Annotated in this window: 16 protein-coding genes; 12 read left to right on the forward strand and 4 right to left on the reverse strand. The window is 33.9% G+C overall.

The features are described from left to right. The first annotated feature begins 176 nt into the window (after positions 1-176). Positions 177-1268, forward strand: a complete 1092-nt coding sequence (locus GGR32_RS11330; protein ID WP_183478319.1) for a WG repeat-containing protein — start codon at positions 177-179, stop codon at positions 1266-1268. A 396-nt stretch (positions 1269-1664) separates the two neighbouring features. On the opposite strand, the gene ligA is transcribed toward GGR32_RS11330, so the two are convergent. Together ligA and prmC are read right to left on the reverse strand one after the other, a co-directional pair. Further along, positions 1665-3659: an NAD-dependent DNA ligase LigA gene (gene ligA / locus GGR32_RS11335; RefSeq protein ID WP_183478320.1), complete on the reverse strand. Its 1995-nt coding sequence runs from the start codon at positions 3657-3659 to the stop codon at positions 1665-1667. Positions 3660-3693: 34 nt separating this feature from the next. Further along, positions 3694-4548, reverse strand: a complete 855-nt coding sequence (gene prmC / locus GGR32_RS11340) for a peptide chain release factor N(5)-glutamine methyltransferase (protein ID WP_183478321.1) — start codon at positions 4546-4548, stop codon at positions 3694-3696. An 83-nt stretch (positions 4549-4631) separates the two neighbouring features. Between prmC and ribD the strand changes: the two genes are divergently transcribed. Further along, on the forward strand, positions 4632-5669 hold the full coding sequence (gene ribD / locus GGR32_RS11345) for a bifunctional diaminohydroxyphosphoribosylaminopyrimidine deaminase/5-amino-6-(5-phosphoribosylamino)uracil reductase RibD (RefSeq protein WP_183478322.1): 1038 nt from the start codon (positions 4632-4634) through the stop codon (positions 5667-5669). A 1-nt stretch (position 5670) separates the two neighbouring features. Beyond that, positions 5671-6288 carry an IMPACT family protein gene (locus GGR32_RS11350; protein WP_183478323.1) on the forward strand — a complete coding sequence of 206 codons (618 nt, stop codon included), beginning with the start codon at positions 5671-5673 and terminating at the stop codon, positions 6286-6288. A gap of 3 nt (positions 6289-6291) precedes the next feature. Here the strand turns inward: GGR32_RS11350 and GGR32_RS11355 are convergent, their stop codons facing one another. Beyond that, complete coding sequence (locus GGR32_RS11355; protein WP_183478324.1) at positions 6292-6690, reverse strand: acyl-CoA thioesterase; 399 nt, start codon at positions 6688-6690, stop codon at positions 6292-6294. Between the two features lie 205 nt (positions 6691-6895). Here GGR32_RS11355 and dnaA point away from each other — a divergent pair, with 205 nt between their 5' ends. Genes dnaA through GGR32_RS11370 form a run of 3 tightly spaced genes read left to right on the forward strand, consistent with a single transcriptional unit; the run spans position 6896 to position 9491 of the window. Beyond that, entirely contained in the window at positions 6896-8323 is a 1428-nt protein-coding gene (gene dnaA, locus GGR32_RS11360; protein WP_183478325.1) for a chromosomal replication initiator protein DnaA, read from the forward strand. Next, positions 8323-8787 (forward strand): low molecular weight protein-tyrosine-phosphatase, encoded by a 465-nt coding sequence (locus GGR32_RS11365; RefSeq protein WP_183478326.1) that lies wholly within the window; start codon positions 8323-8325, stop codon positions 8785-8787. Before dnaA ends, GGR32_RS11365 begins: the two co-directional genes overlap by 1 nt. After that, positions 8784-9491 (forward strand): SAM-dependent methyltransferase, encoded by a 708-nt coding sequence (locus GGR32_RS11370; RefSeq protein WP_183478327.1) that lies wholly within the window; start codon positions 8784-8786, stop codon positions 9489-9491. Before GGR32_RS11365 ends, GGR32_RS11370 begins: the two co-directional genes overlap by 4 nt. 97 nt (positions 9492-9588) lie before the next feature. Here the strand turns inward: GGR32_RS11370 and GGR32_RS11375 are convergent, their stop codons facing one another. After that, complete coding sequence (locus GGR32_RS11375) at positions 9589-10224, reverse strand: peptidoglycan-binding protein LysM (protein ID WP_183478328.1); 636 nt, start codon at positions 10222-10224, stop codon at positions 9589-9591. A 289-nt stretch (positions 10225-10513) separates the two neighbouring features. On the opposite strand from GGR32_RS11375, the gene murQ reads away from it, so the two are divergent. The 6 genes from murQ to GGR32_RS11405 all read left to right on the forward strand — a co-directional run bounded on the left by murQ (position 10514) and on the right by GGR32_RS11405 (position 15493). Next, positions 10514-11341, forward strand: coding sequence for an N-acetylmuramic acid 6-phosphate etherase (gene murQ, locus GGR32_RS11380; protein ID WP_183478329.1), 828 nt, complete (start codon positions 10514-10516; stop codon positions 11339-11341). Further along, positions 11322-11549 (forward strand): DUF6095 family protein, encoded by a 228-nt coding sequence (locus GGR32_RS11385; RefSeq protein ID WP_183478330.1) that lies wholly within the window; start codon positions 11322-11324, stop codon positions 11547-11549. The genes murQ and GGR32_RS11385 overlap by 20 nt, the downstream gene beginning before the upstream one ends. A gap of 63 nt (positions 11550-11612) precedes the next feature. After that, positions 11613-12707, forward strand: coding sequence for a diphosphomevalonate decarboxylase (locus GGR32_RS11390; protein ID WP_183478331.1), 1095 nt, complete (start codon positions 11613-11615; stop codon positions 12705-12707). Positions 12708-12722: 15 nt separating this feature from the next. Continuing rightward, on the forward strand, positions 12723-13661 hold the full coding sequence (locus tag GGR32_RS11395; RefSeq protein WP_183478332.1) for a mevalonate kinase family protein: 939 nt from the start codon (positions 12723-12725) through the stop codon (positions 13659-13661). Between the two features lie 16 nt (positions 13662-13677). Beyond that, complete coding sequence (locus tag GGR32_RS11400) at positions 13678-14613, forward strand: geranylgeranylglycerol-phosphate geranylgeranyltransferase (RefSeq protein ID WP_183478333.1); 936 nt, start codon at positions 13678-13680, stop codon at positions 14611-14613. Between the two features lie 43 nt (positions 14614-14656). Then, positions 14657-15493, forward strand: a complete 837-nt coding sequence (locus GGR32_RS11405) for a pseudouridine synthase (protein WP_183478334.1) — start codon at positions 14657-14659, stop codon at positions 15491-15493. Positions 15494-15777: the final 284 nt, after the last annotated feature.

A 15777-nucleotide genomic window follows, 5' to 3' on the forward strand; every position in this document is an offset into this window, starting at 1 on the left:
CCTTAGCTATGGATTTTTTTCCTAAATTGTGCAACAGGCACAATGTATAACCGCAATTACGGCAGATTCGACTACGTCCGAATCCACTCGGAATTACTAACGTCAGTGCTTAACCGAAAATTATTAACTTTAATCCCGTAACTGACGGTTATACGAGCCCGTTAGCTGTTATTATAATGAAAGCAGAAATCATATCATTTTTTTTACTTCTAATTGGACAATTCACTTTTGCCCAAAACAATGAAGTATGGACTTCTTTTTGGAATGAAGAAACTGACTTGATGGGGTTTAAAAACTCAAAAGATGAAGTAATGATTGAACCTAAATTTATGGGGCTCACAATTGCAAGAAGATTCGATAATATTATTGCAGTTATGGAAGAAAATAATGGTTTATATGACACCTATTATTTAACCAAGTCGGGTAGAAAAATAGGTATTGACAGCCTATATTTCTTTGATAACGGTGCGGACTGTGAAAGCGAAGGCTTCATAAGGTTTAAAGATAAAAAGACAGATAAAGTCGGAATGTTTGATAAAAACGGAAATGTTACAATTCCAGCAGTTTATGATGCACTTTCAAGAACACACAATGGATTGATTTGGGCACTAAAAGGAGCAGAGAAAAAATATTGGAACAAACACAAAGAATCAGGTTGTAATCATTATAGTTGGAAAGGAGGACAGGAAGTTTTGATTGACACAGCGAACAATGTTCTCATTGAAAATTTCCATTACGAAAATTCGTTAAACTTTTTCACACTTGAAAAGACCAAAGAACCATATTCAGACAATATAAGAAAATCATTCCTGGCTGTTGATGGTAGCTTCTATTCGTTTGTTGAATTTGAAAAGGAATTTAGACAATGGGTAACTAAAGAATTACTTGATAGCTTAACTCTTGAGAGATTAATTGCAGTTTCACACGATACAATAACTTGGAAATCAAAAAATGGTTGGACAAAATCAAATAAAAACGAACTCATAGCCGAAAATTTTACAATTTTGAAAAACGGATTGTTAGAAATATTGCAACCAGAATCGGATTACTTCATTTCAAATGACGGACTGAACCCTTTTATGTATGAAGGTACAGAGTTTAATAAATACTATAATAATTGCGGAGAGTCAAAAGATTGGATTTATCCAACAATGTCAATAATAATTAATCATAAAAATGAATTCACTCAAAATCATTACGAATTTCTAAAAACAGACGAAGGATATAAACTGATTAGTGTAGTAATTAGAGATAAAAAAATGAAATAACAACAGCTAATCGAGTAGACGGCTCCGCACCCAAATAGGCACGGAGTTCGCCTCTCAAATATTTATATTCATGAAGTCCTATAATAAAAATAACAACGCACTGAGTACACCACCGTACGTACGGGTCTCGTATACGGCGGTTCAATAATGATAAAGTTTTATTCTCTCTATCAAAACTCACTAAAATAGTTATATAAGAAACAGCTGATGGCTGTTTTTAGTACTAAGAAAAGTGACTAAAAATGGTTAATACCGATTAGAAACTGGATATAATTTTAAACCAATTTTCAACTATATTAAAAAAAGGGTTCAACTTTAATTATGTCAAACCCTCAATAAATAAATTTACACATTTTACGGGATAGTGTCTTTATTTCATAACAAGTATTAATAAATTCAATTTAATAGGGCTAAAAAAGCTTCTTCCGAAAGCATTTTTGTTCCTAATTTTTCTGCTTTTGCCAATTTACTAGGTCCCATATTTTCTCCTGCAACCAGATAATCTGTTTTAGCAGAAATAGAACTGGTTACTTTTCCGCCATTTTTCTCTATCAATGTTTTAATTTCTTTTCTAGAAACTTGTGTAAATACACCCGAAATAACAAAAGTACTTCCGCTAAGTTTATCTGTTAATCCTTCCAACAGCTCTTTAGCTATAGAAAACTGCAAACCATAGCGTTCCAAACGTTCTATAAAAGCAATATTCGTCGGATTTCCAAAAAACTCGATAATACTATCGGCTATTTTTTCTCCTATTTCATCTACGCTCACCAAATCATTTTTAGTTGCATTGCGCAATGTTGTTATATTTTTATAGTGTAAGGCTAATTTTTTAGCTACCGTTTCTCCTACATGCCTAATCCCTAAGGCATACAAAACCCTTTCAAAAGGAATATTTTTTGAAGCCTCAATACCCTGCAATAAATTATCTGCCGATTTTTCCGCCATACGTTCCAATGGGAGCAATTGTTCTTTTTTAAGTTCATACAAATCTGCATAACTTTCAATCAGTTTTTCCTTTACCAATAATGCCACGGTTTCCCCTCCTAAACCTTCTACATCCATGGCTTTACGCGAAATAAAATGTTGTATTCTCCCTATTATTTGTGGAGGACAACTTTTTGCATTTGGACAATAATGTTGCGCTTCGCCTTCTTCTCTTTTTAAGGGCGTATTACACTCTGGACAAGTAGTAATATAAGTAAATTCGGTTAAGCTTTCAGCGCGTTTTGTAAAATCTACTGCTACTATTTTAGGGATAATCTCTCCTCCTTTCTCTACAAATACCCAATCACCCTCACGCACATCTAGTTTCTCTATTTGATCTGCATTATGTAACGAAGCACGTTTTACTATAGTACCTGCAAGTTGCACAGGAGTAAGATTTGCTACTGGGGTAATGGCACCTGTTCTACCTACTTGAAAACTAATATGCTCTAATTGCGTATGGGCTTGTTCTGCTTTAAACTTATATGCCATTGCCCAGCGTGGGGCTTTAGCCGTATAGCCTAATTCCTCTTGTTGTTGTATATTATTTACTTTTACAACCACTCCATCGGTTTCATAAGGTAAATCATGTCGGCGTTCATTCCAATAAGCTAAATAAGCCAGAACTTCTGTAATATCTTTTACTTCTTGAGCTTGCGGAGGAACTTTAAATCCCCATTGACGAGCTTTTTCTAAACTCTCGTAATGCGATAAAAATGGTAGTTTCTCTCCCACCACGCCATATAATAAACAATCTAACGGACGTTGTGCTACTTCGGCACTATCCTGAAGTTTTAAACTCCCCGAAGCTGTATTTCTAGGATTTGCATAAGGCTCTTCGCCTTGTGCAATTCGCTTTTGATTAAGCTGGGTAAACCCTTTATACGGAAGAATAATTTCGCCCCTAATTTCTAATTTATCTGGAAAATCTTCTTTTAATTTTAAAGGCACTGAACGTATTGTTTTAACATTGGCCGTTACATCGTCTCCCTGAAAACCATCGCCACGAGTTACTGCTTTTACCAACAATCCTTTTTCATAATGAATGCTAATAGAAACACCATCGTATTTTAGCTCACAAGTATAGGTAATGTTGTTTCCTATTAATTTATGTAATCGAGCTTCCCAGTCTTCTAAATCTTCTTTCGAATAAGAGTTCGCTAAAGAGTACATTCTGTACTCGTGTGTTACGGTATTAAAATTTTTAGTTACCTCTCCTCCTACTCGTTGTGTAGGCGAATTGGCGTCAAAAAATTCAGGATGCTTCGTTTCTAAAGCTTGAAGTTCTTCTAGTTTTTTATCAAATTCAAAATCGGTAATTACAGGTTTATCAAGCACATAATAATTATAGTTATGCGTACGTAATTCCTCTCGTAAATTTTCTATTTTCTCTTTGATATTCATATATAAAATGGGCTTAGCAATGCCTTAAAATTAGTTATTTTTGTGTTTTTATCATTCGGTTTCTTCCAAAAATATCTTTCTTCACTTCAGTAGTTTTAAAACCTATTTCCTCAAACAATTCTGCTGTTTCTGTAGCTAAAAACTCGTTTATCTCTACATACAAAAGCCCATTATCGAGTAAGTTTTTATAAGCAAGCTCTCCTATTTTCTTATAAAACAGTAAAGGATTCTTGTCTGTAACATACAAAGCGGTTTGGGGTTCATGGTTTAAAACATTAGCTTGCATCTGTTTTTTTTCTGAATTACGAACGTAAGGTGGGTTTGAAACAATTACATCGTACTGTTTAGTCAATTTATCACAACTAAGAATATCTTGCTCCATAAAGCTTACTTGAACTTTATTTAGGTTTGCGTTTTTTATAGCTGTTTGTATAGCTGCTGCAGAAATATCTATCGCATCGATTAAAGCACTTGGTAAATTGGCTGCTAAACCAATGGCTATCGCACCACTTCCTGTTCCTATATCTAAAATATGTGTTGTTTTTCTTTCTTTAGCAAGTTCAATATCGGTTAATATCCAGTTTACCAACTCTTCTGTTTCTGGTCTTGGTATTAACACAGTTGGATTTACATAAAAAGGCAACCCAAAAAATATTGTTTCGCCAAGTATATATTGTATAGGTTCATTTTGCTGTAAACGTGCTACCACCTTTTTTAAGGCAATATGTACGGTATTGGTAATTTCTTTTTCTGGATACAAGGCTGCGTTTAACCTATCTAAACCAAGGTACTTCTCTACGATAAGAGTCCAAAATGCGCTAATCTCGGTTTCTGGATATACCTCAGAAAGTTCTTTATAAAAATAGGTTTTAAACGATATAATATTCATACAACAGACTTTTGATAGACTTTAAAAATGAAGGCCAAATTTTATTTTATCTTAGTACCTTTGGTCATTCTGAATTTTAGGTTGTGAAAATACACGAAAAATATATAAACCGCTGCTTAGAACTTGCAAAAAAAGGATTAGGGTATACCTATCCCAATCCGCTAGTAGGTAGCGTTATTGTTTATAACGGAAAAATAATTGGTGAAGGCTGGCATCACCAAGCAGGTTTAGCCCACGCAGAAGTAAATGCAATTAACGTAGTAAAAGATACTTCTTTATTAGAAAAAGCCACGCTTTATGTTAATCTTGAACCTTGTAGCCATTACGGAAAAACTCCTCCTTGTAGTGATTTAATTATCGAAAAAGGGATAAAACATGTAGTTATTGGCACTACAGACCCATTTGCAAAAGTTGCTGGACGCGGCATACAAAAATTGCTTAATGCTGGTTGCCAAGTAACAGTTGGCGTATTAGAAGAGGCTTGCAACGAAGTAAATAAGCGCTTTTTTACCTTCCATAAACATAAACGTCCTTATATAATTTTAAAATGGGCCGAAACAAACGATGGATTTATTGCCCCTGAGCATCAAGAAATCGGAAAGCCTTTTTGGATAACATCAGCAGCAGCAAAGCAATTAGTACACCAATGGAGAAGTCAAGAAGCAGGTATTCTTATCGGAACAAATACCGCCCTAAAAGATAATCCAAAATTAGATACGCGATTATGGTACGGAAAATCGCCTGTTAAAATAATATTAGACCAAACACTCAAAGTCCCCAAACAGGCCAACGTATTTACAGGAGAAAAAACCCTCTGTATAATAGGTAACAAAACTACCCCGCCTACCAATGCCAATCATCATGCTATAGATTTCTCTAAAAACCTTGCAACGCAAGTATGTAAAATTGCCTATACTGAAGAGATTCAATCGATAATTATTGAAGGAGGCAAACAAACCCTACAAACATTTATCGATGAAAACTTATGGGACGAAGCAAGAGTTTTTACCGGAAAAACCATGTTGCACAAAGGCATTAAAGCACCCATATTACAATCGGTAGCAGCATATAAAACTAACCTAAGCACCGACGAATTAACCTTCTATAAAAACAAGTATTAAATTGAGTACTCAAAAAGACACCTATAAAACCCTAAAAGAACCAGGAGAAGAAACCCTATTTAAAGAAAAAGGAAGTAAATTTTTTGGCTACGCTTTCCCAGTAAGTACAGAGGACGAAATAAAAACAATTTTAGAAAACATAAAAGCACAACATCACCAAGCTAGGCATTGGTGCTATGCATGGCAATTAGGTAGTAGGTACGAAAACCATCGCGCAAACGATGATGGCGAACCGTCTAATACCGCAGGAATGCCAATTTATGGGCAATTACAATCTTTTGAACTCACCAATACCTTAATTATCGTAGTACGTTACTTTGGTGGAACAAAACTTGGTGTTGGCGGATTAATCACAGCCTACAAAACAAGTGCTAAATTAGCAATAGAAGCCTCCAATATTGTAGAAAAAACCATCGACGAGGTTTTTAAAATAAAGTTTGATTACCCCTTAATGAATAAAGTTATGCGGATTGTAAAAGATAACGAAGCTCAAATTCTTAAACAAGACATGACACTTAATTGTATTTTCACCATAAGCATCCGAGAAAAAAATGCTAAAAAATTAAAACAAATTTTTAAGGATTTTTATGGCGTAGAGCTTCTTAAAAAAAACGTTTAGCAATTACCCCATAATAATATCAAAAATAGGTTTAGGACAACGTATTGGTTTACGTGTTTTTGCATCTACAAAAATTAAGGTTGTAGCAGCTTTTGTTAACAATTCATCATGCTGATTATACAATTTGTAATCAAAAATTATCTTAACCCCAGGAGCTTCTCGCAGGCTTACTTTTACGGTAATTATATCATCAAAAAAAGCAGGTTTCACATAAGTAAGTTGCAAATCATAAACGGGTAGCATAACCCCATCTTGCTCTAATTTTTTATAGGAAATTCCTAAATTGTCTAACCATGTTATACGCGCAGACTCTAAGTATACTGGGTAATTAGCATGATGCACTACCCCCATTTGGTCTGTTTCTGCATACCTTACTCTAAAAGAAGAATCAATATTTTTCATAAAAAAACAATTTGCATTTGTTTATTAGTAGATAATTTTAATTATGCGAAAAAAAAAAGAAATATTCAACCCTAAATAAGTTTTTTTATTAGCTAATTTGTTCACATCTTTGTTATCCTTAAATAAGAAGTAGTTCTACAAACTAAATCCCTTCTATTTAGGTAACTTTATACTAATCTATTAAACTTTAAATTTAGCTTATACTATGGCTAGAACTGCAAAATCGGTTTGGGAAAATTGCCTGTCTTTTATTGAGGATAACATCTCTCCTCAAGCATACAAAACTTGGTTTGAACCTATAATAGCAGTTAAGCTAGCAGATAATTCACTAAGTATCCAAGTGCCGTCTAAGTTTTTTTATGAATGGCTAGAGGAACATTATGTGAAATTACTAAAAGTTGCCTTAACAAAAGAGCTTGGTGAAAAAGCAAAACTGATTTACAGTATAAAAATGGAAAACACGTATGGTAATAAACAACCTTACACTGAAAAAATTCCTAGCTCTCAACGTTCCAATGTAAGTGCACAAGAAGTTAATGTACAGCTTAAAAATAAAAGTCCAGAATTAAAAAACCCTTTTGTTTTTCCAGGAATTCGTAATGTTAAGATAGATTCTCAGTTGAATCCTAATTATAGTTTCGATAATTTCCTTGAAGGCGATTCTAACCGTTTAGCAAGATCGGCAGGGATGGCTGTAGCCAACAAACCTGGAGGAACATCTTTCAACCCTCTATTAGTATTTGGAGGTGTAGGACTTGGAAAAACGCATTTAGCTCACGCCATTGGGGTAGAAATAAAAGACAAATACCCAGAAAAAACTGTCCTTTATATTTCTGCTGAAAAATTTACACAACAATTCATAGAGTCGGTAAAGAAAAATACACGAAATGATTTTATCCATTTCTATCAACTTATCGATGTTTTAATTGTAGATGATATTCAACTACTATCAGGAAAAGCAGGAACACAAGATGTATTTTTTCATATTTTCAACCATTTACACCAAAACGGAAAACAAGTAATTCTAACAAGTGACAAAGCTCCTGTAGATATACAAGATATCGAGCAACGCTTATTATCTAGGTTTAAATGGGGGCTTTCTGCAGAGTTACAACAACCCGATTACGAAACACGTATTTCTATCATCAAAAATAAATTATACCGTGATGGTGTAGAAATGCCTGAAGATATTATAGAATACCTTGCCAACAATATAAAAACCAACATTAGGGAATTAGAAGGGGCAATTATCTCATTAATCGCTCACTCTTCATTCAATAAAAAAGACATTACCCTTAGTCTTGCTAAAAAAATTGTAGAAAACTACGTTAAGAATACCAAACGAGAAGTATCTATAGATTATATCCAAAAAGTAGTAAGCGATTACTTCCAGATGGATATAGAAGTTTTACAATCTAAAACCCGAAAAAGACACATTGTACAAGCAAGACAACTAGCTATGTACTTTTCAAAAAAATTAACCAAAGCATCACTAGCAAGTATTGGCTCACAAATAGGTAAACGCGACCATGCAACCGTTTTACACGCTTGTAAAACTGTAAACAACCTATCTGCAACAGATAAACAATTTAAAAAATACGTAGAGGATTTAAATAAAAAACTTAACTCTTAATGGAAACTAAGGTTCTTATGGTATGTTTAGGTAATATTTGCCGATCTCCTTTAGCAGAAGGTTTACTTAAAGAAAAAGTAAATCCTGAAAAAATAAAAGTAGACTCTGCAGGTACTTCTAACCATCACCAAGGAGAAAAGCCTGACGTTCGTTCTATCGATGTTGCTCAAAAAAATGGCATTAACATTAAAAACCAACGTGCAAGGCAATTTACCACTAAAGATTTTGATACGTTCGACTATATTTTTGTTATGGATAATAGCAATTATCAAAATGTTACAAAATTAGCGCAAACACCTGCACAAAAAGAAAAAGTGCATCTTATCCTTAATTGGTTGTCTGAAGAAAAACTAAACCTAGAGGTTCCCGATCCTTATTTTGGAGGCGCAAAAGGCTTTGATAATGTTTACCGTATGCTAGATACAGCAACAACAAATATTGCCCATTATTTAGAAACAGTATGAAAACCGGAAAATTATTTCTAATCCCTACAACTTTAGGAGATAATCAAGCCTTAGTTAGCTTACCTACTTCGGTTTATGAAAAAGTTGCTGTACTTGATTTTTATATTGCCGAAAATGAAAAAACTGCCAGAAAGTTTATAAAACAACTGGCGCCAGAAAAAAAACAAGCAGAATTAAGTTTTAATATCCTCAACAAACATACCGACCCTTTAGAGCTTCAGCATTTTCTAGACAAAGCAGAAGAAGGTTTTGATATAGGTCTACTTAGTGAAGCCGGTTGTCCCGGTATTGCAGACCCAGGAGCCGAAATTGTTAAACTAGCTCACCAAAAAGATATTAAAGTGATTCCTTTAGTAGGGCCATCGTCTATACTATTAACGATGATGGCTAGTGGATTAAACGGACAAAATTTTACCTTTCATGGCTATTTACCGATACAAAAACAAGAACGAAAGCAGTTTATTAAAAAACTAGAAGGTTTATCGGTAGAAAACCAACAAGCTCAAATTTTTATAGAAACTCCGTACCGAAACGAAAAGCTTTTTGCAGATTTACTTAGTTTTTTACACCCTTCTACTCAGCTTTGTATTGGTTGTGATGTAACATTAACCACCGAATACATCAAAACAAAACCTATTCATGAGTGGAAAAACATAAAAATAGATATTCATAAGCGTCCTGCTATATTTATTATTCAAAAATAAAGTTAATAAGATTTGCGGCTTAACAGCTATCAACAAAAAACCACACTGCTTACAGTGTGGTTTTTTTATAAATCTTAATCTAATTACTTATTATAGATTACTTATTTACTTTAGCTGTTCTATCTGGAGTAACTATAGAGGTGTCATACCCCTTAAATCTTTTTAAGTAGCTTCTAACACTGGTTCCGTAGGCATCTTTAAATCCATGATAGCCATTACTTCGTAAATATTTTTTTACACTTCCTGGCCCCGCTAAATGGGCTGCTGCCAAAATACCAGATTCGGTAATTTCGACACCTTTCATCTCTTTTCCGACATATTTTTTAATCTCTCTCCTTAAAATCCACTTATTTCTAGAAGCATTTGCATAAAATGCCGCCTCTTGTAAAGCTGGAGAGTTAAGAAATTCTGTCGTGTTTTTAATTCCGATTAAAGCTAAAGTTCCACGTCCAAATTGATATTTCCCCATATAACCATAAGTATTAATCGCCTTATAATTACCTTGAGATTCTTTAAAACCTACAGCTTCTTTAAAACCTGTATAATCTTTTTGGAGAATTGGGTAAGCAACATGCTGTGCTGCATTGGGAACAATGTGTGGTTTACTTACCACATTGTAGGTTGGTAAAGCTGGTAAAGCTTCTTCTGAATGGGTGTTTTCTGAAAAACCAAAAAACATAAAGGTTCCTGCTATTACAGGAAACAAAGATACTCTTAGTACTTTTTTCTTCAAAGGTTTTGTTTTCGAAAGGACTTATATACACTGTTAAAACAAACTGCCTTCCTATTTCAAGGGAACAAATGTACGTTGTTTAATTTTTCAATCCAAAATTTATTAACAATTTAGAAACATTTAAAAAAAAGCTAAAAAACTGAACTTCAACAGAAAACACACAAAAACACTAGCTTTAAACAATTTACTAAAAAAGAATATATTTTAAAATTTAACATTCCTTAACCTCTAAGAAGTTATAATTGTAAATCATCAGAATGATGTATCTTTGTAAAGATTAGACTTTCTTATGGATACATTCATCAAAACCACCGAAACCGACTCACTATACAACAATATAGAACAAAAATCGGTTACCGAAATTCTTTCTAATATCAATAATGAAGATAAAAAAGTTGCGCTTGCAGTAGAAAAATCTATTCCGCAGATAGAAACGCTCACCCATAAAATTATCGCTCAACTTAAAAAAGGGGGAAGACTTTTTTATATAGGTGCTGGCACAAGTGGTAGACTAGGAATTTTAGATGCCAGTGAGTGCCCTCCTACCTTTGGAGTTGATAAAAATAAAGTAATTGGACTTATAGCAGGAGGAGATACTGCAATTAGAACTGCCGTAGAAAACGCAGAAGACAACCCAAACCAAGCTTGGAAAGACCTCTTACAACACCAAATAAACACCAACGATATCGTGGTAGGCATTGCAGCATCGGGAACTACTCCCTATGTAATTGGCGGCTTACAAGCTTGCAATGAAAATAAAATTCCTACGGGTTGCATTACTTGCAATCAAAACAGTCCATTGGCTAAAACAGCCAACTTCCCAATAGAAATTGTGGTTGGTCCAGAATTTCTTACAGGAAGCTCACGCATGAAAGCAGGAACAGCACAAAAAATGGTGCTTAATATGCTTACCACAACCTGTATGATTAAATTAGGTAAAGTAAAAGGAAATAAAATGGTTGACATGCAACTGAATAACAATAAACTTTTTTTAAGAGGTGTATCTATCATTCAGCAAGAAACCAACTGTACAAAGGCAGAAGCAGAAAGCCTGTTATCTCAGTATAAAAATGTCCGAATAGCCATAAAAAATTACCATGACAAAAAGAACCAATAAAGAAGTCCTTGCCAAAGGCATAAAATTTCTATCGGGCTCATTACCACTAGTATTTATAGGCCCTAGTGTTTTATTTAGCGCCTTTAATAATCGGGAACATCCATTATATATTCTTGTACTTAGCATAGGTGCTTTATTTTGCTTAGGCGCTATGTTCTGTATTTTTTATGGACTAAAACTATTAACAAAAGCTCTATTTGACGAATAAAGCTTATCGACTATACATCTCGGCGTTTTTATTAAATTATATTTGCAAAAATTTTAGGCAAAAATGACAGAAAAAGATTTTTTAGGAAAAACCTACCAACAAACATTACCCGCTGGAGTATTCTCATGGCAAGCACCTAGTAATATTGCACTGGTAAAATATTGGGGGAAGTATGGAGAACAACTTCCTAAAAACACCTCTATTAGTTTTACATTAACAAACTGCAATACCCAAACCCATTTGCACTTTGAACCGGTAACTGAAAAATCTGACGAAATTGTTTTTGATGTTTTTCTCGATAACCAACCCGCTCCCGATTTTAAGCCTAAAATTGCTAAATTTTTAGCTAGAATTAAACCTTACCTAAGCTTTTTACCTAGCTACAAGTACAAAATAGAAACCACCAACTCGTTTCCTCACAGTAGCGGAATTGCTTCTTCTGCAAGCGGAATGGCAGCATTATCACTGTGTTTTATGCAACTAGAAAAAACCTTAAATCCTTCTATGAAGGAAGACTTTTTCTATCAAAAAGCCAGTTTTTTAGCACGATTAGGTTCTGGTAGTGCAGCAAGAAGTCTAAAAGGGAAGCTTGTTGCTTGGGGAGAGCACCCCTCTATACCAAACAGTAGTAACCTTTACGGGGTAGAACTTAAAGAAAACATCCACCCTATATTTCACACTTACCAAGATACTATTTTACTTATAGATAAAGGCGAAAAAACAGTAAGCAGCACCTTAGGGCATCAATTAATGAACAATCACCCTTTTGCTCAACAACGTTTTGTTCAGGCAAATGAGAACATTAACACCTTAAACGCTATCCTAAAAAAAGGAGACACCGATGCTTTTATAGCCCTGGTAGAATCTGAAGCATTAACACTGCATGCAATGATGATGACCAGCAACCCGTATTTTATCTTAATGAAACCCAATACGGTAGAAGTTATCCATAAAATATGGCAATACCGAGCATTAACCAAATCTAAACTATGCTTTACGCTAGATGCAGGAGCAAACGTACACCTACTCTATCCTGAAAATGAAAAAGAGGAAATTTTACATTTCATTAATAAAGAACTAGTTGGATATTGCCAAAATGGGCATTATATTTGTGATGCTGTAGGCGAAGGAGCAATTAAACTAAATTTGCCTACTTAACAACCATCAGACCCAATGAAAGGACCACTTTTTTACTCAAAAATATTACTCTTCGGAGAATACGGAATTATAAAAGATTCTAAAGGCTTATCTATACCCTATAACTTTTATAATGGCGCATTAAAAATATCGGAAAACGAAACAGAAGTTCAAGAAGAATCAAATAAAAACTTACGTAAATACGCAGCATTTCTGCAAAAATTACAAAAAGAACAACCTACACTGGTAACTTTTGATTTAGATAACTTTATTGCCGATTTAGACAGAGGAATGTATTTTGACAGCAGCATCCCACAAGGTTATGGCGTAGGAAGTAGCGGAGCATTAGTGGCAGCAATTTATGATAAATATGCACTTGATAAAATTACCGTATTAGAAAATTTAAGCAGAGAAAAATTACTTAGCTTAAAAACAATTTTTGCTGAAATGGAGTCTTTTTTCCATGGGAAATCATCAGGTTTAGATCCTTTAAACAGCTACCTAAGCATTCCTATTTTAATAAACTCTAAAGACAATATAGAAGCTACTGGCATTCCTGCACAAGAATCTAACGGAAAAGGAGGTGTTTTTTTAATTGATAGTGGTCTGGTTGGAGAAACCGCTCCAATGGTTCAGATTTTTATGGAAAATATGAAGCAAGAAGGCTTTAGAAAAATGCTGAAAGATAAATTTGTAAAACATACCGATGCCTGTGTTGATGATTTCCTAAACGGCGATGTAAAATCCTTATTCACCAACATCAAGCAACTTTCTAACGTGGTATTAGACAATTTTAAACCTATGATTCCTAAACAGTTCCATCAACTTTGGAAAAAAGGAATTGAGACCAACGCCTATTACTTAAAACTTTGTGGTTCTGGCGGTGGCGGTTATATTCTTGGGTTTACTGAGAATTTAGAAAAAGCAAAAGAAGCATTAAAAGACCATAAAATTGAAGTAGTTTATAATTTCTGATAAAACCTTACCCCCTATGCTTTCTAGAAAGAACAAACTCTTATTGCTAAAGTTAGCGAGTTTGTTCTCTGTGGTGAGAGGTTATAATATTTGGGTTATTGCTTTAGCACAATACCTTACGTCTATCTATATTTTAGCTCCAGAAAAAGCTTTTTCGGACGTTATTCTTGATCCAAATTTGTTTATTATTGTTTTAGCCTCTACCTTATCTATCGCATCTGGTTACCTTATTAATAATTTTTACGATAGTGAAAAAGATTTAATAAACCGGCCTACAAAAACATTTATAGACAATTATGTGAGTCAGAAAACCAAATTAAGTGTCTATTTTATCCTTAATTTTTTAGCCGTAATCTTAGCCAGTTACATATCCTTTAGGGCAGTACTCTTTTTTTCTGTATATATTTTCATGCTTTGGTTCTACTCGCACAAGCTTAAAAAATATCCTTTTATAGGTAATCTAACAGCTTCTGTACTAGCCATTACTCCTTTTTTTGCGGTTTTTGTTTACTATAAAAACTTCGACTGGGTTATTTTTATTCATGCAAGTTTTCTATTTCTAATTCTTTCGTTACGAGAATTGGTAAAAGATCTTGAAAACCTAAAAGGAGATTTCTCTCATAATTACCAAACCATTCCTGTGGTTTACGGTATTGCTTACAGCAAGCGTTTAGCAACTTTATTGGTGTTACTTACAGCTATTCCTGTATTGCTCCTTATTTTTTATCATTTCCCTTTAGGATACATGTATTATTACTTTATTATAAGTTTTATTCTACTACTCATTTTTTTGTTTTTTTTATGGAAAGCACAAAAAAGAAGTGAGTACTTACGTCTGCATAACCTATTAAAAGCCATATTGGTAATAGGTGTTTTTAGTATTTTCTTTATCAATATAGATTTAATTATCGATAGACTTTCTTTTCTTGAAGAACTCTTCTTTGGGAAGTAAAAAATCTTATTTAAATTCTATACCTTTGCAAAAAAAATTAATAATGGCAAAAATACCTAATAAAGGAAACAGAAAAGGAAGTGGAAAGAAAGCAGGAAAACCTTTTAGTAAAAAAAACAATACTGCCGCAACAGCAAAAGCAAAAGTAGATCAGCATATTAAAAACCCAGAAGCGGGTATGCGACTAAACAAATATATTGCTAACTCAGGCATTTGCAGCCGTCGTGATGCCGATATTTATATCTCATCAGGAAATGTAACCGTAAACGGTGATGTAATTACCGAAATGGGTTATAAAGTAAAACCTACCGATGAAGTAAAATTTGACGGAAGAAAAATAAACCCAGAACCAAAAGAATACGTTTTATTAAACAAGCCCAAAGGCTTCTACGTAACTGGAAGCTTAGAAAAAAACAACCGTACTGTTTTAGATTTAATTGCCAAAGCCTCACGTGCTAAATTGGATCCTGTAGGGAAATTAGACACCAGCACCATGGGGTTATTGCTTTTTACTAACGATGGTACAATGGCAAAAAACCTAGGAAGCTCTAAGAAACTTATTCGTCAAATCTACCACGTAGAACTCGATAAGCAACTAGACATGATGCATTTACTCCAAATTAGAGAAGGAGTTGCCCTAGAAGACGGTAAAGTAATTGTAGATGAGGTAAGCTATGTAGAAAATCAACCCAAAAAACATGTTGGTATAGAGCTAAAAAGCTGTAAACCACATATCGTACAGCGTTTATTTAAAAAATTAGACTACAATATTGTAAAATTAGATCGCGTAGTTTACGGCGGACTAACCAAAAAAGACCTCCCACGCGGACGTTACAGACACCTTACAAAACAAGAAGTAATCAACTTAGGGATGCTTTAATAATCTGTAATTTTAACATTTTATATGTTGATTTGTTTTTAAAAATAGGTTTTATTTGTTCCGTTATATTTTAGCTGAACAAATTGAAACCTGTTTTTAGTTTCGGGTTTTTGAAGAACATAGAAGTAACTTCAAAAACGGCTTATCGGTTAAGCCTCCGAATTTTAAAGCTCACTTCTAAGGTAACTTATCACTCACTGTACCAGCGCTTAGCCTTCTCACCTATTAGCGTTAAGAAAATTGTTTGTTAATAGATTAATTAATAAAAAACATTAATTAATTCT

The sequence above is a fragment of the Mesonia hippocampi genome, from assembly GCF_014197445.1.
GTDB classification, from domain to species: domain Bacteria; phylum Bacteroidota; class Bacteroidia; order Flavobacteriales; family Flavobacteriaceae; genus Mesonia; species Mesonia hippocampi.

Coding starts and splice junctions, on each gene's coding strand:
- GGR32_RS11330 (WP_183478319.1), top strand. CDS start 177: ATGAAAGCAGAAATCATATCATTTTTTTTACTTCTAATTGGACAATTC.
- ligA (WP_183478320.1), bottom strand. CDS start 3,659: ATGAATATCAAAGAGAAAATAGAAAATTTACGAGAGGAATTACGTACG.
- prmC (WP_183478321.1), bottom strand. CDS start 4,548: ATGAATATTATATCGTTTAAAACCTATTTTTATAAAGAACTTTCTGAG.
- GGR32_RS11355 (WP_183478324.1), bottom strand. CDS start 6,690: ATGAAAAATATTGATTCTTCTTTTAGAGTAAGGTATGCAGAAACAGAC.
- dnaA (WP_183478325.1), top strand. CDS start 6,896: ATGGCTAGAACTGCAAAATCGGTTTGGGAAAATTGCCTGTCTTTTATT.
- GGR32_RS11365 (WP_183478326.1), top strand. CDS start 8,323: ATGGAAACTAAGGTTCTTATGGTATGTTTAGGTAATATTTGCCGATCT.
- GGR32_RS11370 (WP_183478327.1), top strand. CDS start 8,784: ATGAAAACCGGAAAATTATTTCTAATCCCTACAACTTTAGGAGATAAT.
- murQ (WP_183478329.1), top strand. CDS start 10,514: ATGGATACATTCATCAAAACCACCGAAACCGACTCACTATACAACAAT.
- GGR32_RS11385 (WP_183478330.1), top strand. CDS start 11,322: ATGACAAAAAGAACCAATAAAGAAGTCCTTGCCAAAGGCATAAAATTT.
- GGR32_RS11390 (WP_183478331.1), top strand. CDS start 11,613: ATGACAGAAAAAGATTTTTTAGGAAAAACCTACCAACAAACATTACCC.
- GGR32_RS11395 (WP_183478332.1), top strand. CDS start 12,723: ATGAAAGGACCACTTTTTTACTCAAAAATATTACTCTTCGGAGAATAC.
- GGR32_RS11400 (WP_183478333.1), top strand. CDS start 13,678: ATGCTTTCTAGAAAGAACAAACTCTTATTGCTAAAGTTAGCGAGTTTG.
- GGR32_RS11405 (WP_183478334.1), top strand. CDS start 14,657: ATGGCAAAAATACCTAATAAAGGAAACAGAAAAGGAAGTGGAAAGAAA.